Genomic DNA, 17,507 nt, shown 5'->3' with positions numbered 1-17,507 from the left:
GCACCCCACAGCACCGGGCGCACCAGCGCCCGCATGCACCGCCACACCACCGCACGTCTGTCCCGCTGCCATGCCCCTCCCCCCGGCCGCCAGGCGGTTACCGGCGCGGCGCTGTCAGGAGGCGGTCAGCATCCCCGTGCGGTAGACCGTGCCGGCGCAGGCGTTGGGGACGGTCGCCGTGGCGGTAGCGGAGCCGGTCTCCGGGGTGTGGGAAACCGCCACGCTGCCCTCGGCCACACCGTCCTCCGTCACCATCTGCGGTGAGGTGCCGGCGGCTCCGCTGGTCGTGCTCGTGCCACCGCTCGCGGTAGCGGAGTCCGAGGGGCTCGGGCCCGGGGAGGCGCCGCCGGTGCTGCCGCCGCTGGTGGGGCAGGTCTGCGACGGCACCCAGGCGAACTTGACCTCGTAAGCCGCCCCGGGCTTGAGCACCAGGGAGGTGACTTCCTGAGCGGGGGCGGGCAGGCCGGTCGCCGCGTCGCCCGCGACATGGTTCACCACACTGATCTTGGACGGGTCCGCCGCGCCCTGGGCGAGCGTGGACACGCTGCCGCTGCCCGAGACGGTGCAGCTGGTGGTGGAGACATTGGCGACGCGGAACGTTCCGTAGACCGCGCCGTTGGAGTCCGGGGCGCCCGCTGTGGCGGTCGCCCCGCCGAGCTGGGCCGCCGTGCACGAGGGTGCGCTCTGCGCGGAGGCCGTCGGGTTGGCGCCGCCGGTGGCCCCGCTGCTCGCGCCCTTGCTCTTGTCCTCCTTGCCCTTCTGGCCGTCCTTGCCCTTCTCCCTGGACGTGCCGGAGGAACCGGCCGAGCCGCTGGAACCGCCATCCGGTCCCTTGCCCTGGCTTGTGCCGCCCTGGGCCTGCGAGGCCTGGCCCGCGATGGACGGGTCGGCGTCGGAGCCGGTGGCGTCCGAGACGTGGACGAGGGCCGGGATCGCCGTGCCGATGAACAGGGCGGCGGCCGCCATGCCGACCACGGCCTGGCGCTTGCGCGCCCGCCGGACGGGCACCGCGCGCCGCAGATGTTCCAGGGTGCCGTCGCTCGGCTCGATGTCGCGCACCGCCTGGTGCAGCATCCGCCGCAGCGCCACCTCGTCCGAACCGAGCCCGTCGGGCACCGCATCCGGCCCGTCGGGCGCACCCACGAGCTGCCCGGAATCCCGCCCCGAACCCGGTCCGGTCCCACCGGCCGCGGACCCACCGGCCCCGGACCTGTCAAACCCGAACCCCCCGGCCCCGACAGATCCACCTGCCCCCGGCCTGTCGACTCCGGCCCCACCGGCCCCAGCCCCGTCGTCCGACAGGCCCGGAAGGCCCGCCCGGCCCAGGTCGCCGAGCGCTGCCATCAGCCGATCCCGCCCGGCGCCGAAGCCGTCGTCAGGGCCCGGGCCAGGGCCGTGGGCACCCGCGCCGGGAGCGGCACGGTCCGGTCCGGCCTGGTGGCGGCCCTGGTCGTCGGGGCGGTGGTTCACAGTTCCGTTCCCAGCATGGTGCTCGTGGTCGTCCTCGTGGGGCTCGGGCCGTTCTGTCGGCTCATGCCACTCATAGGGCTCGTGTCGTTCGTGGGAGTCGCGCCCCCGGGAGGCGGAGCAACGCTCGTCGTACTCGCTCATGCCGGTGCTCCCATGGCGACCCGGAGCGCAGCGATGCCGCGAGATCCGTACGCCTTGACCGATCCCAGCGATATCCCCAGCGTCTCCGCGACCTGTGCCTCGGTCATGTCCGCGAAGTAGCGCAGCACCAGCACCTCGCGCTGGCGGCGCTGCAGGCCCTTCATCGCCCTGATCAGCGAGTCGCGCTCCAGCTGGTCGTAGGCGCCCTCCTCCGCGCTCGCCATGTCCGGCATCGGCTTCGACAGCAGCTTCAGGCCGAGGATGCGGCGGCGCAATGCCGAACGCGAGAGATTGACGACGGTCTGACGGAGGTACGCCAGCGTCTTCTCCGGGTCGCGGACCCGCTTGCGCGCCGAGTGGACGCGGATGAACGCCTCCTGCACGACGTCCTCGCAGGACGCGGTGTCGTCGAGGAGCAGCGCCGCGAGGCCCAGGAGGGAGCGGTAGTGGGCGCGGTAGGTCTCGGTCAGATGGTCGACCGTGGTGCCGGCGGCCATCGTCTCGTCAGCGCTCTCGCGCTGGTCCGGTATGCGGGCGGGCCGCGCTGCGGGCATGGGGGCGATCACCGGCATGCCGCCGGGCGGACCGGGCATGCGGGGGCGGCGGGTCGGACCAATGGTCCTGGCCCTTGTCCGTACCGCGGTGAATTCGAGTACCTCTGCCACGCCAGTTGGACACGTCTCCCGCCACCAGGGTTGTACGCGACAGGCATCACGTTCGCGTCAGGCGGCAGGTCCGTCTGCACGTCCCTTTGTGCGCCCCCCAGCACACAGGACCGAGCGTCAAGTGCCCTCATCCGTACCAGCTCTTCCCCTATGCCCCGTGTGTGGTGGTGCCCGGCCCCCCGGAAGGCGACCGCAAAGACGCTCCCCGCCCTGCGCACGGTTGCGAGGGCGGGGAGAGAAATCTTCGAACGCCTGGAGGCTCCGATTCAAGTGGTAGGACCATCGAATCAGGTGGCCGGACCATCGAACCGGCCCATCGGAAACGACACCGATCCTACAAAGGATTCAGTCAACGGCCAGGAAGATTCTCGGCCACCGGACACCTGTCGCCGTAAATCGTACGGACATGGCTGCCGACGCGGGCACCGGGCCAGGCCGCGCCCTACGACGTCCCGAACTCCGCCGCCACCAGCTCCGCGATCTGTGCGGTGTTCAGCGCCGCGCCCTTGCGCAGGTTGTCGCCGCACACGAACAGCTCGAGCGCCGTGGGATCGTCCAGCGCGCGGCGTACCCGGCCCACCCAGGTCGGATCCGTGCCCACCACGTCCGCGGGCGTGGGAAATTCACCCGCCGCCGGGTTGTCGCAGAGGACCACACCGGGCGCGGTGTCGAGGATCTCGCGGGCGCGGTCGACCGTGACCTCGCCCTCGAAGCGGGCGTGGACCGTGAGGGAGTGTGCGGTGACCACCGGAACCCGTACACACGTGACGGCCACGCGCAGCTCCGGCAGCCCGAGGATCTTGCGGGTCTCGTTGCGGACCTTCATCTCCTCCGAGGACCAGCCGTCCTCGCGCAGCGACCCGGCCCACGGCACCACGTTCAGCGCGACCGGCTCCGGGAAAGGTCCCGTGTTGTCGCCCACCGCGCGCCGTACGTCACCGGGGTTCGTCCCCAGCTCCGTACCCGCGACCAGGGACAACTGCTGCCGCAGCGTGTCGATGCCCGCGCGTCCCGCGCCGCTGACGGCCTGGTACGAGGAGACGACCAGGTCGCGCAGCCCGAACTCGGCGTGCAGAGCACCGAGGGCCACGATCATGGAGAGGGTCGTGCAGTTGGGGTTGGCGACGATGCCGCGCGGACGCACCCGGGCGGCATGTGGATTGACCTCCGGTACCACCAGGGGGACTTCGGGGTCCATGCGGAACGCGCCCGAGTTGTCCACCACGACCGCGCCCGCGGCGGCGGCGACGGGTGCCCATCGCTCCGCGATCTCGTCCGGCACGTCGAACATCGCCACGTCGACGCCGGACAGCGCCTCCTCGCAGAGCGCGACGACCTCGACCTCCTCGCCGCGTACGGCCAGCTTGCGGCCGGCCGAGCGCGGCGAGGCGATCAGGCGGATCTCGCCCCAGATGTCCGCGTGCTGGGACAGGATCTGGAGCATGACCGTGCCGACGGCTCCGGTCGCTCCCACGACCGCGAGCGTCGGCCTGCCGGTCCGCGCCGTCATCGGCTCTCCGTACGCCCCGTGCCCCCACCGGGGAGGGCGGTCATCGGCCGGTGCCTCCGTAGACGACGGCCTCGTCGCTCTCGGAGTCCAGGCCGAACGCGGAGTGCACCGCGCGGACCGCCTCCGGGACGTCGTCCGCACGCGTCACCACCGAGATGCGGATCTCCGAGGTCGAGATCAGCTCGATGTTCACGCCCGCGTCGCTCAGGGCCTCGAAGAAGGAGGCCGTGACACCCGGGTTCGTCTTCATGCCCGCGCCGACGAGCGAGATCTTGCCGATCTGGTCGTCGTAACGCAGGGAGTCGAAGCCGATCGCGGTCCTGCCCTTCTCCAGGGCGTCGATCGCCTTGCGCCCCTCGGTCTTCGGGAGCGTGAAGGAGATGTCCGTGAGACCGGTCGACGCGGCCGACACGTTCTGCACGACCATGTCGATGTTGATCTCGGCGTCGGCGATGGCGCGGAAGATCGAGGCGGCCTCGCCCGGCTTGTCGGGCACACCGACGACCGTGATCTTGGCCTCGGAGGTGTCGTGCGCGACACCGGAGATGATGGCCTGCTCCACCTTCTTGTCCCCTTGCTGAATCGGCTTGCTGCTGACCCACGTGCCCTGCAGCCCGCTGAAGGACGAGCGGACGTGGATCGGGATGTTGTATCGGCGCGCGTACTCCACACAGCGGTGGAGCAGGACCTTGGACCCGGACGAGGCCAGCTCCAGCATGTCCTCGAAGGAGATCCAGTCGATCTTCCGGGCCTTCTTCACCACGCGTGGGTCGGCGGTGAACACGCCGTCGACGTCGGTGTAGATCTCGCACACCTCGGCGTCGAGGGCGGCGGCCAGCGCCACCGCGGTCGTGTCGGAGCCGCCACGGCCCAGGGTCGTGATGTCCTTCTTGTCCTGGCTGACGCCCTGGAAACCGGCGACGATGGCGATGTTGCCCTCGTCCAGCGCGGTCCGGATGCGCCCCGGCGTGACGTCGATGATCCGGGCTTTGTTGTGGACCGAGTCGGTGATGACACCTGCCTGGCTGCCGGTGAACGACTGGGCCTTGTGACCCAGGTTTTTGATCGCCATGGCCAGTAGTGCCATGGAGATCCGCTCTCCGGAAGTCAGCAGCATGTCGAGCTCGCGCCCGGCAGGCATCGGGGAAACCTGCTCGGCGAGATCGATCAGCTCGTCCGTCGTGTCGCCCATCGCGGAAACCACGACAACCACATCGTTGCCGTTCTTCTTCGCTTCCACGATCCGCTTGGCGACGCGCTTGATGCCTTCGGCATCGGCTACGGAGGAGCCTCCGTACTTCTGCACGACAAGGCCCACGTGCGCTCCTCGCTCAGTCCGTCTCTTTCCGCACCTGCGCATGTGCAGTGCGGTCGGCTCAGTCTATCGAGCGGCCGAAATGTCCTTCCGGTAAACCGCATGGTGAGATGTCCCGCTCACCCAAGGATCACCCCGGATTTCTTCGGACGTACCACGGACGTACGACGGTTTTCATCGCCGCATTCCACGGGGAACTCCGGCCGCTCCCGGACCGCACCTGCCCCGCCCGATGCTCCCTACTCGGAACGTGCCGCGTGTCACAGAGAAGCTGCGACTGAGTTTCAGGTCCTGGGGCAGGCCGCGGTCGACAGCCCTACTTGACCGGCCGCAGCCCCAGCGGGCCCGCGATCTCCTTCGCCATGACCCGGCCCGCCTCCTCCGCGAGGGTCTCGTCGCCGGGGTCCTGGTCGGTGTCGAGGCCGTCGAGCTCCTCCAGGGGCTGGTTCAGCCGCACATGCGCGACCACGGACTGGAGCGCGCGGAGCGCCGCGGACGCGGTGGAGCCCCAGTTGGAGAAGTACGAGAACTGCCACCACCACAGGGCCTCCGTGGTGCGACCGGCCCGGTAGTGGGCCATGCCGTGGCGCAGGTCCGTGATGACGTCCGCCAGGTCGTCGGAGATACGGGCCGGCACCGGCGCCCTGCGCGGCTCGTAGGGGTCGAAGACCTCCGAGTAGACATCGATCGGGTCCAGCATGGCCGCGAGGCGTTCGCGCAGTTCGTCCACATCCGGCTCCGGGCCAGGGTCCGGCTCGTAGCGCTCGTCCGGCACGATGTCGTCGTGTGCGCCCAGGCGGCCGCCCGCCAGGAGGAGCTGGGAGACCTCCAGCAGGAGGAAGGGGACGGCCGAGTCCGGCTCGTCGCCCTTCGCGACCTCCGTGACGGCAACCAGGAAACTCTCGACCTGGTCGGCGATCTGGACCGCGAAGTCGTCCGGGTCCTGCGTCGTGGAGTGCAGCGTGGCGTCAGACATCTAGGAGTCGTCTCCCCTCGAAGGCGCGGCCGAGGGTGACCTCGTCCGCGTATTCCAGGTCGCCACCCACCGGGAGGCCGCTGGCCAGGCGGGTGACCTTGAGGCCCATGGGTTTGATCATCCTGGCGAGGTACGTCGCCGTGGCCTCGCCCTCCAGATTCGGATCCGTGGCCAGGATCAGCTCGGTCACCGTGCCGTCGGCCAGCCGCGCGAGCAGCTCCCTGATACGCAGATCGTCCGGGCCCACACCCTCGATCGGGCTGATCGCGCCGCCCAGGACGTGGTAGCGGCCCCGGAACTCACGCGTGCGCTCGATCGCCACGACGTCCTTGGGCTCCTCCACCACACAGATCACCGACCGGTCGCGACGCGTGTCACGGCAGATGCCGCACAACTCCTCCTGCGCGACGTTGCCGCAGGTCGCGCAGAAACGGACCTTGGCCTTCACTTCGAGCAGGGCCTGGGCCAGCCGGCGTACGTCCGTCTGCTCGGCCTGCAGGATGTGGAAGGCGATCCGCTGCGCGCTCTTGGGACCCACGCCGGGCAGCCGACCCAGCTCGTCGATGAGGTCCTGGACCACGCCTTCGTACAACGGACTGCCTTTCCTGGAGGGCTGCGGTACGTACCGTAGCCGGGCTCGGTTTCTTGGTACGTACGGTAGTTGGCCCCCGCCCTTCATAGAAGGGACGGGCCGGTGGACTCAGAACGGCAGGCCCGGGAAGCCTCCGCCCAGCCCCTGGGCCAGCGGGCCGAGCTTCTGCTGTTGAAGGCCCTGCGCGTTCTCGTGGGCCGCCTGGACGGCCGCGACAATCAGGTCGGCCAGCGTCTCCGTGTCCTCCGGATCCACCGCCTTGGGATCGATGACCAGGGCCCGCAGCTCACCGGCGCCGGTGACCGTGGCCTTCACCAGGCCGCCGCCCGCCTGCCCCTCGACCTCGGTCCGCGCCAGCTCCTCCTGGGCGTTCGCCAGGTCCTGCTGCATCTTCTGGGCCTGCTGGAGCAACTGCTGCATGTTGGGCTGCCCACCACCGGGAATCACGATCAGCTCCTGGTTTTCGTACGGTACGGCTGTCAGGGTTTCGTACGGCTGTCAGGGCGGTTTTGCCGCCTGGCACGAGCCTACGTGGTCACCGGGACGCTCGCTCCAGTAGTCCGTCCGGACCCAGGCCGGGCCCTCGACGGCACTCTTTCGAGTGAGTTTGCGAGTCGCTGTATACCCGACCAAGGCCCACTTCCAGGCGGTAAAGCGTGGAAAGCCCGGCCCCCGCCACCCATTGGGCGGTAGGAAGGGTCCCGCGCTTCGGCACCATGCGTCACGAGTCCATCGCGAAACGTGCACGACGGGGACGGCGCACCCACCGCGGCATACTCGCGGAACGTCACAGCCGTACGTAGGGAGTGCCGGGTGAGTCAGCCGGAGATGCAGCCCGAGGGTCCGCTCCAGGACGGGCGGGGCGACGGTGCCGCGAGGCTTCGGCCGGATGACCTCATGGGGCGGCCGTTCCCGCACGGCGACTGGGCGGATCCCGCGCAGCGACTCGACGAGTTGTACCGGTGGGTGGAGCGCCGCGCGCTGGAGGCGGCGGCCTGGTATCTCGAGAACCGGGTGTGGAAGCGGCGCGGGGCGCGGGCGCTGCGGGTGGGCGCGGTGGCGGGGGCGGTGTGCGCGGCCGCGCTGCCGCTGCTCGAGCTGACGGGGGTGGCGGACGGGGGCACACCATGGGCGTATCTGTCGCTGCTGCTGGGGGCGGCGTGCGTGGCCGGGGACCGGTACTTCGGGGTGACGTCCGGATGGATAAGGGACGTGGCGACCGCGCAGGCCGTGCAACGGCGGCTGCAGGCACTGCAGTTCGACTGGGCCTCGGAGAGCGTGCGGGAGGTGCTGGGCCCGGCGGAAGGGACCGCGGGGGAGGCGGCGGAGCGGTGCCTTTCGGTGCTGCGGCGGTTCTCGGAGGACGTCACCGAGCTGGTGCGGGCGGAGACCGCGGACTGGATGGCGGAGTTCCGGGCTGGGTCCGCGCCGCTGGTGATCCAGTCGGCAGGGTCGGCCGTGCCGCGGCCGGAGGGTGCGGCGCCCGGACGGTTCGCCCCGCCCGCGGGGGCCCGGCCGAACATGCCACGACAGCGGCCTCCGGAGGCGCGATAGGCCGGGGCGGGTCCGGGCCACGCGTCAGTTCTCGGCGCAGATCTTCAGGCCCACCGGTGTGCCGCACGGGAGGTGGCCGTGGGTACGGATGACGTTCTGTCCGCTGCCCTGGCCGATGTAGGTGAGGAAACTGGAGGCCAGGGAGTCGGCGGGCGGACGGCCGTAGGTGTAGGCGTACTCGATCTCGCGGTACGGGTAGTCGGTCCCGCCGTGTTCGAGCTCCTCGACGGACGGGTGGTGGGCGTCGAGGTCCAGCAGGCGCACACCCGGATGGCCGACGGCGAGGTTGAGTTCGCTGTAGCCGATCGCGCCGGGCAGTGTGGCGACCGTGTTCAGCACCTGCCCGGTGGAGTCGAGTTCGCAGCGGACGACCGGCGCGGCCGCGTCGTCCTTGTGGACGCAGTCCAGCGAGGAGTTGGCGATCTCGCCGCGCCCCAGCACCCGGTGCTGGAAGACCTGCCGGGTGCCCGAGTTGGCGTCACGGCTGACCAGGAGGATGGGGCGGTCGGGGCCGCCGAGCTGCTTCCAGTTCGTGATCCGGCCCGCGTAGAGGCGGCGTACGTCGGCGAGCGACACACCGGTGAGCGGCACGTCCTTGTTCACCACCAGTGCGAAGACCGACACCGCCACCCGGGTCTCGCTCAGCTGTGGCAGCCCCTCCGGCTTGGGGCCGTCGGAGAGGGCGACGACCGGCGGCGAGCCCTTCGCCGACGCCTGCCCCGCGGCCGCGAGTTCGCGCACGCCCGCGGTACTGCCGTGCGCGTCCACCGTGATCGTGGAACCCGCGCAGTCCTTCTCGTACTTCTTCGCCAGCTCCTGCATCACGGGCTCGAACGCGGTCGACCCGGTGACCGTGAGCGTCCCCTTCGCACAGCCGATGGGCGGACGCGTGTCGTCCCGGGCGACCACGATGGTGGCCAGCGTGACCACGCACACCGTCAGCAGCACGGTGATCAGCCGGGAGGCGCGGCTGAACAGGGGCGGCTTGTCGTCCGGTGTCGTACTGCGGTTGGGGCGCACCTCGCCGTCGCGGATACCGCCGATCAGCCGGATTCCGCTGCCGACGTCGCCTCCCGACAGCAGCACGAGCAGCTTGAAGTGGTCGCCGCGGTTGAGCGGGACGCGCGGGATGCGCAGCGTGTTGCCCTCGTAGCCGAAGCCGGCGGCCGGGGTGAAGTGGTCCATGAGGTGGTCGGTTCCGGACGGCTGCGTGACCGACACCCCACGGACCGTCCGGTCGGTGAACACCGCGGTCAGGCCGTGGAGTTCGCGTCCCGTGTAGTCGTTGTCGGCGATGCCCTGCGAGCCGTCGTTCTCGATGCGCAGCAGGACGAACGTGGCGTCGTCCATGCCGGACGCCTCGTCGAACCAGCCGAGCCGTACGTTGGCCAGGCCCGAGCGCACGTTCTCGCCGATCGGGTTGTCCATCTGGACCCGGTACCCAATCCTCTTGCGCCGCGGCACCCGGCGCTCGTACCAGACCATGCCCGCCGATGCCGCGATACCGAGGACCGCGGTCCCCACGGCGACGACGTTCTCCGCACTCAGCCACGTCACTTGGCCACTCCCCCGAGCCGACGGTGCGGACACGGTACGGCCCACCGGGGGGACATTCCGGACCTGGGTCGGGAAGTTCAGCGGGCGTTCGGCAAGGATTTCCGGGCGGTCAGCCCTCCTTCGTGTACGTCAGGGAGTCGCCGTTGGCCGTGTTCACGCGCTTGAGGCGGCCGTCCGGGAGGATCATCAGTTCCGTCGCGGCCCCCGGGGTGCACGAAGACGCCGGCCGGCCCACCGTGACGGTGGACGATCCGATCTCGAGCGGGCCGCCCACGGTGGGCTCCGCGGCCAGCTGCGCCTGGAAGACGCAGTGGTACGTGCCACCGTCTGCCGGGCCGTCCGCGGTCAGGGAGAGCACCGTGTCGCCCACCTTGCCCTGCTGGACGACCAGTCGGCGGGTGCTGTGCCCACCGGAGTTGTCGATGGCGGCGGTCCAGGTGCCGAGGTAGGCCTCGGGCACGGACCCGGCGGCGGGCGACGGGGACGTGGGACTCGCGCTGTCCGGGGTCGAGGGCGCGTCCGAGCTCGGCCCGGTGGTCGTGGCCGCGGCGGTGTGCGACGGGCCCCCGCCGCTGTGCTTGCCCGTCCCGTCGCCACGCATGAGCGCATACACCGAACCGCCCGCGCCGAGCGCGACCACCAGGGCAACGACGATCAGCGCGGCCGTGGAACGGCCGCTGCGCCGCGCGGGTTCCTGCTGTCCCGGGTCGCCGTAGGAGGACGGTCCGTACGGGGGCGGCCCGTACGGCGGTGTCGAGCCGAGGGCGCCGCCGTAGCCGGTGGCCGGGGCACCGGCCCACCCGTCGGTGTTCTGCGGATAGCCGTACGCGGGCGGCTGGGGGTGCTGCTGCGGGTGGCCGTGGGCGGGGTGGGCGGCGGGCGCTGCGCCCGGCAAGGACATGGGACCCGGGCCGGGACCGGGGCCCGCGACCTGGGTGGGCATCCGGTCCAGCCCGGCCGGCGGACCGGGCGGCGGACCGGGCGGCGGACCGGGCGGTGGCGGGACGGCACCGTCGGGCGCGGGGGCGTGCTCGGGAGGGACCTCGGGAGCCCTGGCCCCCGGGTGCTGCTTGATGAGCTCCACGGGAGCATTCGGGGCAGCCGGTGCCGTCCGGGCGCCCGGAACCGCCGGGGCGCCGTCGGCAGGGCCCGCGTTGCCTTCGTGGGGGCCCTCGGCACCCACCTCCACGCCCGCCGCTGCCCCGACGGCACCAGGGGCGCCGGGCGCACCAGGGACACCAGGGGCGCCGTTTCCGGCCGACGCCACCGCGCTCGCCGGACCGGCCGAGCCCGTGGCCCCCGCGGCATGCACGGAGCCTCCCGGGCCGGTCGCGCCCGCCTCCTCCGGGTCCTCCGCGTCCAGCAACCGCACCGCGTGGCGGCCGAGCTGGGCGACCAGGGAACCGGGCAGCCAGGGGTCCAGGGTGCGGCCGTCGGAGACCGTGTCCTCGGCGCCGGCCCGCTCCAGGATCTGCGCCGGCGTGGGCCGGGCCGCCGGATCCTTGCGGAGGCAGTCGCGTACGAGGTCGGCGAGGCTCTCCGGCAGGCCCTCCAGGTCCGGGTCCTCCTGCACGATGCGGAACATCAGGGCGTGCACCCCGCTGTTGGCGCCGCCGAAGGGAAGGGCGCGCGTGGCCGCGTACGCGAGGACGGACCCCAGACAGAAGACGTCACACGCGGGCGTGATGCGGTCGCCGCGCACCTGCTCGGGTGCCATGAACCCGGGCGAGCCGACGAACGCGCCGGTCCGGGTGAGCCCGGCGCCGGTGAGGGTCTCCAGGGCGCGGGCGATGCCGAAGTCGATGACCCGGGGCCCGTCGATGGTCACGAGGACATTGGAGGGCTTGAGGTCGCGGTGGATGAGCCCGGCGGCGTGGATGTCCTGGAGAGCGTGCGCGAGTCCGGCGGCCAGGACGCGCACGGAGCGCTCCGGCAGGGCGCCGTGGTCGTGCGAGACGACGGTCTGCAGGCTGGGGCCCGCGACATAGCCGGTGGCGACCCACGGGATCGCGGCCTCGGTGTCGGCGTCGAGGACGGGCGCGGTCCAGTACCCTCCGACCCGCCGCGCGGCCTGCACCTCCTGACGGAAGCGGGCCCGGAACTCCTCCTGCTCGGCCAGCTCCCGCCGCACGAGTTTCACGGCGACGGTACGTCCCCTGTCGGACCGGGCGAGATACACGTGCCCCATGCCACCGGCCCCGAGCCGTGCGAGCAGCCGGTAGCCCCCGATACGCTGCGGATCCCCGTCCCCCAGCTTCTGCATCGCCGCGTCACCTACCCCCCTGCGTGTGCGACAGCCCGAGGATAGTGCCGCCGCACGGGGAGAGTCGGCCACAGCCGTACCTACGGTTCCGTAACGGGCCGGGCAACCTCGTCCAGCGCCGCCGACAGCCGCTCCAGCACCCGCACGGTCTCGGTGAGGCCCTCATCGCCGAGAGCCTCGGCGAGACGGTCGACGAGGGTCGCGTGACCAGGGGCGATGCGGTCGACGGCGGCGCCTCCTGCCTCGGCCGGGGCCAGAAGCCTGGCGCGCCGGTGGGCGGGGTCGGGCCGGTACTCGGCGAGCCCGCGCTCCACCAGGAGATCCGCGACGCGCCGCAGGCGCTGCCCTGTGATGCCCATGACGCGGGCGTTCGCACACGACAATCTGTCGCGTTCCCGTCCCGACCGCAGACAGGACGCCGATGTCGCGTCCGCATCCCGGACACCTACGCTCGGGCGCATGACCCCTCAGACCGACCCCCAGGCCGGCGCTGCCGTCAAGGCCGCGGACCGCGCGCACGTCTTCCACTCCTGGTCAGCGCAGGAGCTCATCGACCCGCTTGCCGTCGCCGGTGCGGAGGGGTCGTACTTCTGGGACTACGACGGCCACCGCTACCTCGACTTCACCAGCGGGCTCGTCTTCACCAATATCGGCTACCAGCACCCGAAGGTCGTCGCCGCGATCCAGGAGCAGGCCGCCACCCTGACCACGTTCGCGCCCGCCTTCGCCGTGGAGTCGCGTTCGGAGGCCGCGCGGCTGATCGCCGAGCGCACCCCCGGGGACCTCGACAAGATCTTCTTCACCAACGGCGGCGCCGACGCGGTCGAGCACGCCGTGCGCATGGCGCGGATCCACACCGGGCGGCCCAAGGTGCTGTCCGCGTACCGCTCCTACCACGGCGGCACCCAGCAGGCCGTGAACATCACCGGCGACCCGCGCCGCTGGGCCTCCGACAGCGGCGCCGCGGGCGTGGTGCACTTCTGGGCGCCGTTCCTGTACCGCTCGCGCTTCTACGCCGAGACCGAGCAGCAGGAGTGCGAGCGGGCGCTGGAGCACCTGGAGACGACCATCGCCTTCGAGGGACCGGGCACGATCGCCGCGATCATCCTGGAGACCATCCCCGGCACCGCAGGGATCATGGTCCCGCCGCGCGGCTACCTCGCGGGCGTCCGCGAGCTGTGCGACAAGTACGGGATCGTCTTCGTCCTCGACGAGGTGATGGCCGGGTTCGGGCGCACCGGCGAATGGTTCGCGGCCGACCTCTTCGAGGTGACCCCCGACCTGATGACCTTCGCCAAGGGCGTGAACTCCGGCTATGTCCCGCTCGGCGGCGTCGCCATCTCGGGGAAGATAGCCGAGACCTTCGGGAAGCGGCCCTACCCGGGCGGTCTGACCTACTCCGGGCACCCGCTCGCCTGCGCCGCGGCTGTCGCCACGATCAACGTGATGGCCGAGGAGGGCGTCGTCGCGAACGCGGCGGTCGTCGGCGCGCAGGTCATCGAGCCGGGCCTGCGCGAGCTGGCCCGGCGGCACCCGTCGGTGGGCGAGGTGCGCGGCGTCGGCATGTTCTGGGCCCTGGAGCTGGTGAAGAACCGCGAGACCCGCGAGCCGCTGGTGCCGTACAACGCGGCCGGTGAGGCGAACGCGCCGATGGCCGCGTTCGGCGCCGCGGCCAAGGCGAACGGCCTGTGGCCCTTCATCAACATGAACCGCACGCACGTCGTCCCGCCCTGCACCATCACCGAGGCCGAGGCGAAGGAGGGCCTCGCGGCCCTGGACGCGGCACTTTCGGCGGCGGACGAGTACACGGAGTAAGCGGTACGACGCGCACAGGGACCGTCCCGCACGGGCCTCTGACGTGTGCAGCACTTCCGGAACCCCCACCGCGTATGGTGACGTGCTCGAGAGGAACACACACCCGTACGCGGAAGGGGGACCCCGACCACCATGCCCGGCAATGGCACCGTTACCCGCAGCACCCTGCGGCAGCAGATCGCGGACGCGCTCCGCGACGAGGTGCTGGCCGGCAGGCTGCAGCCGGGGCAGGAGTTCACGGTGAAGGAGATAGCCGAGCAGTACGGCGTCTCCGCGACCCCCGTCCGCGAAGCCCTGGTCGACCTGTCGGCCCAGGGCCTGCTGGACGCCGTCCAGCACCGCGGCTTCGAGGTCCACGCCTACTCCCTCGACGACTACCGCGGCATGATCGAGGCCCGCAGCCTGGTCACCGACGGGATCTTCCACCGCCTCATCGACGGCCCGGGGACGAGCGCTGCGGACGTGGCCCGCCAGACCGCCGCCCTCGCCGCCGTGCGGCGCCGCGGCGAGGAGGCCCAGCGCGCCGCGGGTGCGGGCGACCTGAACATACTCATCGGCTACGACCTGCGTTTCTGGCGCGAGCTGAGCGCCCTGTACGGCAACCCCTATCTCGCCGGCTTCCTGCACCGGCTGCGGGTGCAGTCCTGGGTGTGCGCGGTGCAGCACCTGCGCAGGGCCTCCGACCTGAAGGGCCGTCTCTGGTCGGGGCACACCGAACTGGTCGACGCCCTCGCCCGCCGCGACCCGGTCGCGGCACGCGCCGTCGTCGCCGCGTACAACGCGCATTCCCTCGCCCTGCTCGAACGGCCGGCCGCCACCTGAAGCCGCGCCCTTATGGGTATGGGACCTGCACGGCTGCGGCGCTCCGCCCCGGCGCCCACTACGCTGCCTGCACCGGACCGATGACCCGAGGAGCTTACTGTTGGCCTGTGACCTGTGGCTGGTCCCGCTCGTCGACGTGTTGTGCCACACCCCCGACAACCCGTTCGCCGAGGAACTCGCCCTCTACGACAAGGTGCTGGGCGAGGCCGGGCTGCAGCCGGTGCCGGTGTACAAGTACATGCCGGGGCTGACCGGTGAGGTGGCGCCCGTCGCGGGCTTCGACTACGACGCGCTGCACTTCCTGCGCCGCGCTTATCTGCTCCAGGTGTGCGGTCTCGCGGTGACCCCGGTGGACGAGTTGGGCGGCGACTACGAGCAGTTGCTCGAGATGTTCGAGTCGACGGCCCAGCAGTCGCATCTGGTGTGGCACTACGACCACGCGGGCGCGTATGTCCCGGTGGACTTCCCGCAACCGCTGTCGAACGACGAACTCCTCGCGGGAGGCGGTCCGTTGGGCTCGTCCCAGGCCCTGCTGCGGGAGCTGGAGTTCGTGGCCGCGTCGATCGGCATCGACCCGGCGAACCCGCCCATCGCCCCCGATCCCCCGCTCGCCCCCACGGCGCTGGAGGAACCGGCGCTCCCCGCCCCGTACGACCCGAGCCCCTTCGCCCGTGAACGGCATGTGTGGCTGGGCCTGCACGCGGCGGCGACGCGGAGCCTCGCCCAGGGATCGATGATCGTCTTCAGCTGAGGCCGACGCCGCCACCTCACCCCTGTCCCGCCTCGGCCTCCCACTCGGCTGCCGTGGCTGCGCGCCCGAGTGGGAGACCGCGACCGGTGGTCCCTAGAACACGGGCGTCCCGTCCTGCGTCAGCTTCCAGTTGGTGACCGCGAAGTCCGCCGGGTTCAGGGTGCCCTTCGACGTCACGTAGTCGATCATCAGCTGGCGGATCTCGTTGGTGGAGCTGTACGCGATGCCGGCGGCGGCGATGTGCGGGTAGCCGCTGCCGCCGTTGGCCCGGTAGTTGTTCACGGCGACGACGAAGACCTGGTCGGGGGCGACCGCCGCGCCCTTGTAGGTCAGGTTCTTGATCCGCGACCCCTCGGGCTGCGCGATGTCGATCTCGTAGTCGACACCGGCGGCGGTGTCGTACATGTAGTCCCAGAAATTGTTGGCGTTCGTCAGGGTCGCGGTGTCGACCTTCGTGCCGCTCGGCACCTGGTGGTAGTACTTCGCCGCGTACTCCAGGTAGTCCTTGAGCTGAGCGCCCGTGAGCTTCTTGCCGTACAGGGTGTTGTCGTAGATGTAGAGCCCGGCGATGTCCCTGATCGTCACCGCGCCCTTGGGGATGTCGGCGGTGCGGCTGAAGGGCGCGGCGACCGAGATGAGCGGGAGGGCGGCGTCGGCGGACGAGAGCCCGGTGGCCACGCTCGCCATCTGCACCTGGTGGATGAAGTCCATGATCGGGACGTCCTTCCAGCAGGAGTCGGCCGCCGACAGGTCCTCGGTGCAGGTACCGACGGGCGTGTTGACGTACTTCACGACGAGGTCGTGGTCGGCCTTGAGGAGCCGGGTGATCTCCGGGTCCTCCTCGACGTCCTTGGGGTTGAGGGTCTGTGCCTTGGTACTGGTCACCTTCCACTGGCCGTGGTGCAGTTCGAGCTCGAAGTCGAAGACGGTCAGGCGCATGCCCCAGCAGTACGGCTCGGAGAGGACGACGTCCTTGCCGGTCTCCTTGTTGGTGACGGTGTAGGAGGAGACCTCGACGTGGGTGTGGCCGACGAGGATGGCGTCGATGCCGGGAACCTGCTCGGCGACGAGGTTGGAGGCGTTCTCGACGTACGGGAGTTCATTGCCGTACGAGGACGAGCCGTCGAGTCCCGAGTGGTCGGTCAGGAAGACCACGTCGCAGCCGAGGGCACGCAGGCGCGGGACGTACTTCTTCGCCTGCTCGACGAGCCCCGGGAAGACCATCTTCCCGCTGACGTTGTCCTTGTCCCACAGGGCGATGCCCGGGTTGGTGAGCCCGAGGATGCCGACCTTGATGTCCGGGGCGCCGGGGACACAGATGCGCTTCACCGTGTACGGGTGGAAGGCGGGCCGGAGGGTCTTGGCGTCGAGGGCATTGGCGCCGAGCAGCGGGAAGTGACACTGCTTCTCGAACTTCCGCAGCACGTCGATGCCGTAGTTGAACTCGTGGTTGCCGAGGGCGGCGGCGTCGTAGCGCATGTGGTTCATGGCGACGGCCATGGGGTGCTTGGGGGCGTCCTTGCCGGTGATCGGGTCGACGCGGGCGTAGTAGTACGCGAGCGAGGTCCCCTGGATGATGTCGCCGGCGTCGACGAGCAGCACCCGGTCCTCGCCCTTGGCCTCCCGCTGCTGCTTGATGAGGGTGGCGACGCGCGCGACACCGACGGAGTTGCCCGCCTTGTCGCTGTAGGCGGCGTCCTTGTAGTAGTCCCAGTCGAAGACGTGGCTGTGCAGGTCGGTGGTACCCAGGATGGAGAACGACCAGGTACGGGGGTGGTGGTGACGATTCCCGGGCCGCTCGGCCGCCGCGGCGGGAGCGGCTGCCGCGCTCCCCGCGACGGCGACGGCCGCACCGGTGACGGCCGACTTCTGCATGAACTCCCGGCGGTTCATGGGGCTGACGGGCATACGGGTCTCCTGGGACTGGGGTGGCGAGGTCAACTGGTAGGGCCATGCGGGTAATTGCGGCACTACACGCGTAGATGGTTGCGTCACCCCAGTTGCGCGCGAAACCCCCTGGAGGCCATGTACAGGTCAAGGATAGGCCATGGAACGACCACGCCCCCGGTTCGGCCG

At 71.0% G+C, this 17,507-nt stretch carries 14 protein-coding genes and 1 pseudogene; 4 read left to right on the top strand and 11 right to left on the bottom strand.

Annotation, left to right across the window (positions count from 1 at the left end):
- Positions 1-114: 114 nt before the first annotated feature.
- The 7 genes from AAW14_RS12300 to AAW14_RS12270 all read right to left on the bottom strand — a co-directional run bounded on the left by AAW14_RS12300 (position 115) and on the right by AAW14_RS12270 (position 7,116).
- Complete coding sequence (locus AAW14_RS12300) at positions 115-1,143, bottom strand: hypothetical protein (RefSeq protein WP_322741065.1); 1,029 nt, start codon at positions 1,141-1,143, stop codon at positions 115-117.
- Positions 1,144-1,607: 464 nt separating this feature from the next.
- Positions 1,608-2,204 (bottom strand): SigE family RNA polymerase sigma factor, encoded by a 597-nt coding sequence (locus tag AAW14_RS12295; RefSeq protein ID WP_265563067.1) that lies wholly within the window; start codon positions 2,202-2,204, stop codon positions 1,608-1,610.
- Positions 2,205-2,718: 514 nt separating this feature from the next.
- Complete coding sequence (locus AAW14_RS12290; RefSeq protein WP_265563065.1) at positions 2,719-3,786, bottom strand: aspartate-semialdehyde dehydrogenase; 1,068 nt, start codon at positions 3,784-3,786, stop codon at positions 2,719-2,721.
- A gap of 40 nt (positions 3,787-3,826) precedes the next feature.
- A complete protein-coding gene (locus AAW14_RS12285) occupies positions 3,827-5,104 on the bottom strand; it encodes an aspartate kinase (RefSeq protein ID WP_265563063.1) in 1,278 nt (425 codons plus the stop codon).
- Between the two features lie 313 nt (positions 5,105-5,417).
- A complete protein-coding gene (locus AAW14_RS12280) occupies positions 5,418-6,077 on the bottom strand; it encodes a DUF5063 domain-containing protein (RefSeq protein WP_265563061.1) in 660 nt (219 codons plus the stop codon).
- The gene (gene recR / locus AAW14_RS12275; RefSeq protein WP_265563059.1) at positions 6,070-6,669 is read right to left on the bottom strand and encodes a recombination mediator RecR; all 600 of its coding nucleotides are present in this window, start codon (positions 6,667-6,669) and stop codon (positions 6,070-6,072) included. Before recR ends, AAW14_RS12280 begins: the two co-directional genes overlap by 8 nt.
- Positions 6,670-6,777: 108 nt before the next feature.
- A complete protein-coding gene (locus AAW14_RS12270; RefSeq protein ID WP_265563057.1) occupies positions 6,778-7,116 on the bottom strand; it encodes a YbaB/EbfC family nucleoid-associated protein in 339 nt (112 codons plus the stop codon).
- A gap of 366 nt (positions 7,117-7,482) precedes the next feature.
- On the opposite strand from AAW14_RS12270, the gene AAW14_RS12265 reads away from it, so the two are divergent.
- Entirely contained in the window at positions 7,483-8,223 is a 741-nt protein-coding gene (locus AAW14_RS12265; protein ID WP_265563055.1) for an SLATT domain-containing protein, read from the top strand.
- 24 nt (positions 8,224-8,247) lie between these two features.
- Here the strand turns inward: AAW14_RS12265 and AAW14_RS12260 are convergent, their stop codons facing one another.
- The 3 genes and pseudogenes from AAW14_RS12260 to AAW14_RS12250 form a co-directional block, all read right to left on the bottom strand.
- Positions 8,248-9,780 (bottom strand): substrate-binding domain-containing protein, encoded by a 1,533-nt coding sequence (locus tag AAW14_RS12260; protein ID WP_265563053.1) that lies wholly within the window; start codon positions 9,778-9,780, stop codon positions 8,248-8,250.
- Between the two features lie 109 nt (positions 9,781-9,889).
- A complete protein-coding gene (locus tag AAW14_RS12255) occupies positions 9,890-12,043 on the bottom strand; it encodes a serine/threonine-protein kinase (RefSeq protein WP_265563051.1) in 2,154 nt (717 codons plus the stop codon).
- 80 nt (positions 12,044-12,123) lie between these two features.
- Positions 12,124-12,411: pseudogene (locus AAW14_RS12250) on the bottom strand (MarR family winged helix-turn-helix transcriptional regulator); the annotation flags it as partial.
- A 91-nt stretch (positions 12,412-12,502) separates the two neighbouring features.
- Here AAW14_RS12250 and AAW14_RS12245 point away from each other — a divergent pair.
- The 3 genes from AAW14_RS12245 (at position 12,503) to AAW14_RS12235 (ending at position 15,431) form a co-directional block, all read left to right on the top strand.
- A complete protein-coding gene (locus tag AAW14_RS12245; protein WP_265563049.1) occupies positions 12,503-13,858 on the top strand; it encodes an aspartate aminotransferase family protein in 1,356 nt (451 codons plus the stop codon).
- A 132-nt stretch (positions 13,859-13,990) separates the two neighbouring features.
- Positions 13,991-14,680: a GntR family transcriptional regulator gene (locus tag AAW14_RS12240; RefSeq protein ID WP_265563047.1), complete on the top strand. Its 690-nt coding sequence runs from the start codon at positions 13,991-13,993 to the stop codon at positions 14,678-14,680.
- A 100-nt stretch (positions 14,681-14,780) separates the two neighbouring features.
- Entirely contained in the window at positions 14,781-15,431 is a 651-nt protein-coding gene (locus AAW14_RS12235) for a hypothetical protein (RefSeq protein ID WP_265563045.1), read from the top strand.
- 93 nt (positions 15,432-15,524) lie between these two features.
- On the opposite strand, the gene AAW14_RS12230 is transcribed toward AAW14_RS12235, so the two are convergent.
- On the bottom strand, positions 15,525-17,339 hold the full coding sequence (locus tag AAW14_RS12230) for a bifunctional metallophosphatase/5'-nucleotidase (protein ID WP_265563043.1): 1,815 nt from the start codon (positions 17,337-17,339) through the stop codon (positions 15,525-15,527).
- Between the last annotated feature and the right edge of the window lie 168 nt (positions 17,340-17,507).

Source organism: Streptomyces hygroscopicus (assembly GCF_026168105.1).
GTDB classification, from domain to species: Bacteria; Actinomycetota; Actinomycetes; order Streptomycetales; family Streptomycetaceae; genus Streptomyces; species Streptomyces hygroscopicus_D.
The sequence above is the reverse complement of the archived record's forward strand: the minus strand, read 5'-3'. Positions and strand labels throughout refer to the sequence as shown.

Excerpts from the sequence above, each read along its gene's own strand:
- AAW14_RS12295 (WP_265563067.1), bottom strand. The coding sequence starts at position 2,204 with ATGCCCGGTCCGCCCGGCGGCATGCCGGTGATCGCCCCCATGCCCGCA.
- AAW14_RS12290 (WP_265563065.1), bottom strand. The coding sequence starts at position 3,786 with ATGACGGCGCGGACCGGCAGGCCGACGCTCGCGGTCGTGGGAGCGACC.
- AAW14_RS12280 (WP_265563061.1), bottom strand. The coding sequence starts at position 6,077 with ATGTCTGACGCCACGCTGCACTCCACGACGCAGGACCCGGACGACTTC.
- AAW14_RS12255 (WP_265563051.1), bottom strand. The coding sequence starts at position 12,043 with ATGCAGAAGCTGGGGGACGGGGATCCGCAGCGTATCGGGGGCTACCGG.
- AAW14_RS12245 (WP_265563049.1), top strand. The coding sequence starts at position 12,503 with ATGACCCCTCAGACCGACCCCCAGGCCGGCGCTGCCGTCAAGGCCGCG.
- AAW14_RS12240 (WP_265563047.1), top strand. The coding sequence starts at position 13,991 with ATGCCCGGCAATGGCACCGTTACCCGCAGCACCCTGCGGCAGCAGATC.
- AAW14_RS12230 (WP_265563043.1), bottom strand. The coding sequence starts at position 17,339 with ATGCCCGTCAGCCCCATGAACCGCCGGGAGTTCATGCAGAAGTCGGCC.